Annotated in this window: 6 protein-coding genes and 1 pseudogene; 5 read left to right on the plus strand and 2 right to left on the minus strand. The window is 38.7% G+C overall.

The genetic code is table 11. The features are described from left to right. Positions 1–28: 28 nt before the first annotated feature. The 3 genes and pseudogenes from RWZ99_RS08770 to RWZ99_RS08780 all read left to right on the plus strand — a co-directional run bounded on the left by RWZ99_RS08770 (position 29) and on the right by RWZ99_RS08780 (position 1,903). A complete protein-coding gene (locus tag RWZ99_RS08770) occupies positions 29–805 on the plus strand; it encodes an alpha/beta hydrolase (protein WP_314678147.1) in 777 nt (258 codons plus the stop codon). A gap of 32 nt (positions 806–837) precedes the next feature. Beyond that, on the plus strand, positions 838–1,575 hold the full coding sequence (locus RWZ99_RS08775; protein WP_314678148.1) for a DUF4336 domain-containing protein: 738 nt from the start codon (positions 838–840) through the stop codon (positions 1,573–1,575). A gap of 116 nt (positions 1,576–1,691) precedes the next feature. Further along, positions 1,692–1,903 (plus strand): annotated as a pseudogene (locus RWZ99_RS08780) (helix-turn-helix transcriptional regulator). Here the strand turns inward: RWZ99_RS08780 and RWZ99_RS08785 are convergent. Next, the gene (locus RWZ99_RS08785; protein ID WP_314678151.1) at positions 1,893–3,071 is read right to left on the minus strand and encodes an MFS transporter; all 1,179 of its coding nucleotides are present in this window, start codon (positions 3,069–3,071) and stop codon (positions 1,893–1,895) included. The pseudogene RWZ99_RS08780 and the gene RWZ99_RS08785 sit on opposite strands and share 11 nt — an antisense overlap. A gap of 240 nt (positions 3,072–3,311) precedes the next feature. On the opposite strand from RWZ99_RS08785, the gene RWZ99_RS08790 reads away from it, so the two are divergent. Continuing rightward, on the plus strand, positions 3,312–3,494 hold the full coding sequence (locus RWZ99_RS08790; RefSeq protein ID WP_399556342.1) for a helix-turn-helix domain-containing protein: 183 nt from the start codon (positions 3,312–3,314) through the stop codon (positions 3,492–3,494). Here RWZ99_RS08790 and RWZ99_RS08795 read toward each other — a convergent pair. Continuing rightward, positions 3,491–4,333, minus strand: coding sequence for a DegV family protein (locus tag RWZ99_RS08795; protein WP_314678155.1), 843 nt, complete (start codon positions 4,331–4,333; stop codon positions 3,491–3,493). The two genes, RWZ99_RS08790 and RWZ99_RS08795, sit on opposite strands and share 4 nt — an antisense overlap. A 126-nt stretch (positions 4,334–4,459) precedes the next feature. Here RWZ99_RS08795 and RWZ99_RS08800 point away from each other — a divergent pair. Further along, a partial coding sequence (locus RWZ99_RS08800; protein ID WP_314678158.1) for a TetR/AcrR family transcriptional regulator occupies positions 4,460–4,867 on the plus strand: 408 nt, incomplete at its 3' end.

Genomic DNA, 4,867 nt, shown 5'->3' on the forward strand with positions numbered 1-4,867 from the left:
TATATGAAACATTTTGGAGGTTGTCAATATGAAATTCCATGAATTTGGGGATAAGGATTTCCCTCCTATCCTGCTCATACATGGTGGCGGCAGTTCTTGGTGGAATTATCTTCGTCAAGCTCGAATCTTGTCGGAAAAATACCGTGTTATTTTACCCACTTTGAATGGTCACGGTGAAGAATGCCAACTTAATTATGTTTCTACTGAAGATTCTGCACAGGAAATTTTGAACTATGTTAGACAGAATTATGATGGAAAATTGTTTGCAATTGGTGGTGTCTCACTTGGCGGTCAAATTGCTATGGAGCTTTTGTCCTTAGACAGCGAAATTGCTGAGAAAGCTATCATAGACGGAAGTATCTGTATTCCTCAACCAAGGTTGGCTAAAATCAGCATCTTTCTAGTATCTCTATTTGGTAAACTGATGTTTAGTCAATTCTCTTGTAAACTTCAATTAGGAATTATGAACAAATTCTATCCTAAACTCGCTTATCCAGATGAGATAAAGAATTATTATATGGAGGATATGTCAAGGACACCTATCAAAACATTAGTAACTATCTATCGAACTTATATGGGGTGCTACAAGTTGAAGAGTGGGATTTCTGCTAGTAAGGCGCAGGTTCTCTATATTTATGGTGAAAAGGAATTGAACGGTGTTAAAGAATCAGCTAGATTATTTCAGAAGATGCACCCCGACACTATCTTATATGAAGCAAAGGGCTATAACCACGGCTATTTATCAGCCTACCTACCTCAAGAGTGGCTTACGTTGGTTGTTCCATTTTTGGAGAATAACGATTGATTATACTTTATTAATTTAGAAAGCAGAGTTTCATGGAAGTCAAAAAATATATTCCCCTCAATTCCTTAAAAAAGATAGCAGATAACCTATGGATTGTAGATGGGGAAGAAGTACTGATGGATTTCAAATTCTTCAAAGTGCCTTTTTCAACTAGAATGACAGTTATCCGTCTACAGAATGGTGGTCTTTGGGTGCATTCACCGACTAAGCCTAATGACAATTTACTTTTTGAAATCAAGCAATTAGGTGAGGTAAAACACCTTATTGCACCCAATGTCTTACATTATAGTTATATAGATGAATGGCATCAACTATTTCCTGAAGCAAAAGTCTGGCTAGCTAATGGTGTTCAAAAGCGTGCCAGAAAATCGGGAATGAATTTAGATTATGGTTATGAACTAGAGAAAGCCAATTGGAACGAAGAAATTCTTTTTACAACATTTGAGGGAAGTTTTTATGTAAAAGAGGTTGTTTTTTTCCATAATGAAAGTTCAACTCTGATTTTAACGGATCTGATTGAAAACATAGAAACTGAGAATGTATCGATTTTTGAAAAGCTACTTTTTAAAATAGGTGATAATCACCATCCAAATGGTAAAACACCAAGAGATTTAAGAATAAGTTTCTTATTTGGCAAAAAACAAGCTTTGAGGAGTTATCACAAAATAAAGAAATGGGAACCTAAGAATATTATTATTTCTCATGGACCGTGTATTGTTGGACAAGCAAAAGAGATGCTAAACCATGCCTTCTCTTGGCTAGAGAAATAGGAATTTACTATAAAAAAAATTCATAAAATATATCCAATATAATTGACTACAACTACTTGGAGTTGTAAAACTAAGGTGTGGAATCTACTTGAATTGTTGATTCTAGGAGGTATCAGATGAACCGAGTGAAAGAATATAGATTATCTCTCGGTATCTCTCAATTAGCTTTAGCAAAAAAATTGGAGTTTCGAGACAAACGATAAATATGATAGAGAATGAGAGATATAATCCTTCCTTATTATTTATTAATTCGTCACATACAAATAACACCCCACAAGTTGTAACTTGTGGGGCATTTCATTTTATTAGTTCTTCACTTACAAAATAACGTCTGTTTTTTCAACTTTATAGAGGGCAATTCCCATGATTAGGGTCAAGACAAGAAGAATTAAAACCGCAGGAGTCCAAGAGTTAAAGAGATCTTTACTTGAACCAAACAAGACTGGACCAAGGGCCGCAAAGATATAGCCTCCGGTTTGGGCCAACCCTGATAGTTGGGCGGTTTTTTCAGGGGAGCTAGCCTTCATTGAAAAGACAACCATCATGTAAGGGAATAGGACACTAGCAGAACTTCCGATTAGGAGGTTAAGGACCAACCAATAAACAAAGCTGTTGGTATTAACTAAAAGCATGGCAACTCCGACTAATCCTGCTAGGACGGTAGCCACTAGCATCAAATGACGGTTGCGATCAGAAAGTTTTGTGATTAGGCTAGGGACAATCATAGAGAAAGGAATACTAGTCAGTGTGAAAACTGAAGCTAAGATTCCGGCATTAACTTTGCCGACACCGGCTTGTGTAGCCATGGTTGGGAGCCAAGTGATAGTGGTATAGAAGAAGAGTGACTGCAATCCACCGAAAATCATAATAGCCCAGACCTTGCCACTCTTATACCAGCTACCTGAGTTTTCGCTAGTAGAAGTACCTTGTTCTAAGTAATGATTGTGACGGACATTAGGAAGCCAAATCACAAGAGCCAGGGCACAGACCGCTGTCAATACCCAGACTAAGCCCTGCCATGATGTTGCCTTAGTGATTGGAACAGCAACTGATGAGGCTACGGCTGTTGATAAACCCATAGAGGTAATGTAGAGTGTAGTCAAGAATCCTAATCGGTCAGGCTGGTTAGCCTGGATGAGGCTTGGGAGAAGGACGTTGATAAAGGCAATTCCCGCTCCGACTAAAATCGTTCCCAAATAAAGGAGGGGAAGATTGAAGGTACGCAAAGCAGAACCAAGTGTCATCACAATTAAAACGCCGAGGAATAGTCTTTCGATACCAAAGCGTTTGGCCCAGCTGGCAGCAAAAGGTGAGAAAATCGCAAAAGTCAAGAGTGGCAGACTTGTCAAGAGCCCGAGAGAACTTACCTCAACACCTAGACCAGAAGCAATGTCAGATAAGACAGTGGATAGGGTTGTAAATGGCGCCCGCAAAACAATCCCAAGGAGAATAATCCCAGGGATAAGAAAACGTGAATGTGTCAGTTTCTGTTTCATAAACTATCTCCATCTTTAATAAGAATAAATTTAATTTATAAGAGATTTGACTAAACAGTCCTTTTTCTATCATACCATAAATGACTGGAAAAATGAAAACGATTACCTTGGGGGGTTAGAGGAAATTTGATTAAGTTATGTTTAGTTTTTATAGTATCAAAGAACTGATGTAGGACTAAGGAACGTGATATCCGAAGAGCATTTTTAGGTAATGCGGTTAGATAGGATATTTTGTACTATTTGTTGGCCTACAGTCAATTGATTACTCACCAATTAGCTCAAGATTTCATGATTAGTGAGGTTACCTTAGGTCGTCACATATCTGCTTTAACTAAAAAATTGGCGGTGTTTAATGTCTCTATTCAAAATGGACGTTTAAAATGGCCGGACACTTTGTCCAGCCTCTTTTATATGTCGTGTTAAATTTCATATCCCATGAGGAGTCCGCCTTCTTCTGCATAAAAACTACAAAGTCCAGAAGTAGGAAGGACTTCGATGCTTGCATTAGCAAATTTTTCACGAACCAATTCAGAGAATTGCTCGATAAATTTGTCATTGTTGCGGTGGGCGATCGTAATGTGGCCTCCTGCATAACCAGCCTTGAGGAGTTCATCAAAAGCAGCTTTGATAGCTTTCTTTTGACCACGCGCCTTTTGTAGTAGCTCAAGTGTTCCTGTTGTGCTAGCTTCTCCAACCATTCGGATATTGAGGAGTCCGACAACAGTCCCGATAAGTTTACTTAGCCGACCATTCTTCACCAAATTATCGACCTTTGCCAAGACAAAAAGCAACTTAGTTTTAGACAGATAAGTAGTAATCACATCAACCACTTGATCAAAATCGAGACCTTCAGCGACCAACTGGTTGAGCTTACGAACGATCAGGTCCACTTCGCCACCAGCAGACAAGCTATTAATGACGTGAATATTGGTATTTGGATGCTCTTCCAGATAAATCTTCTTAGCCACCTCAGCACTATTGTAGCTACCAGAAAGGGTCCCTGTGATGGTGACAACGACGATATTATCCGCCCCTTCAAAAGACTTCATGTAGTCATCCGGACTCGGACAAGCAGACTTAGAAGCAGTCGTGGTCGCATACATCTCCTCCATCATCTGATCAATATTGAGTTGGGCGTCATCTGTGTAGATAGTCTCGCCTACTTGGATGGTCAAAGGGACACTGACAAATTCAGTATCTGGTGCCAGATTGTCCAAAGAACGGTAGTCACAGCCCGAATCCGCAATAATTTTCCATTTCATAGGTTTATACCTCATATTTGCATAATGTAGATTGACAAGTAATTTGTCTTCTTTTACAATTTTATCATGAAGTGCACTGCTATGAAAGCGTATATCATCAGGTGTGACAGATAGAAAGTGAATGTTATGGCAGAAAGAAAAATCTCAGAGAAATCCTTGCAAAATCTCAAACGATTTAACCAAGAAAACAAAGCAATTACACGAGAATCTATCGAGATTTCTCTCCTCCAATTGTTGGAGAAAAAAGACTTGAAAAAGATTACCATATCTGAACTGGTTGAGCGTGCGGGTGTATCCCGTGCTGCCTTTTATCGCAATTATGGTTCCAAGGAAGAGATTTTGAAGTCCATCTTTCAGTCTAGTATTGCAAAGATTACCAAATCTTTAGATGGCTATAATCTCAAGACTGATCTTTACCAAGTCTGGGTTTATCTCCTTAAGGAAGTCAAAAAAGAAGCCAAAATCATTAGTCTTGCCATTGATTACAATTTTGAGCAAGTGTTGACCAAGGCGGTTTATGATTTTTTGGAAAAA

This window comes from uncultured Streptococcus sp. (assembly GCF_963545685.1).
GTDB lineage: Bacteria > Bacillota > Bacilli > Lactobacillales > Streptococcaceae > Streptococcus.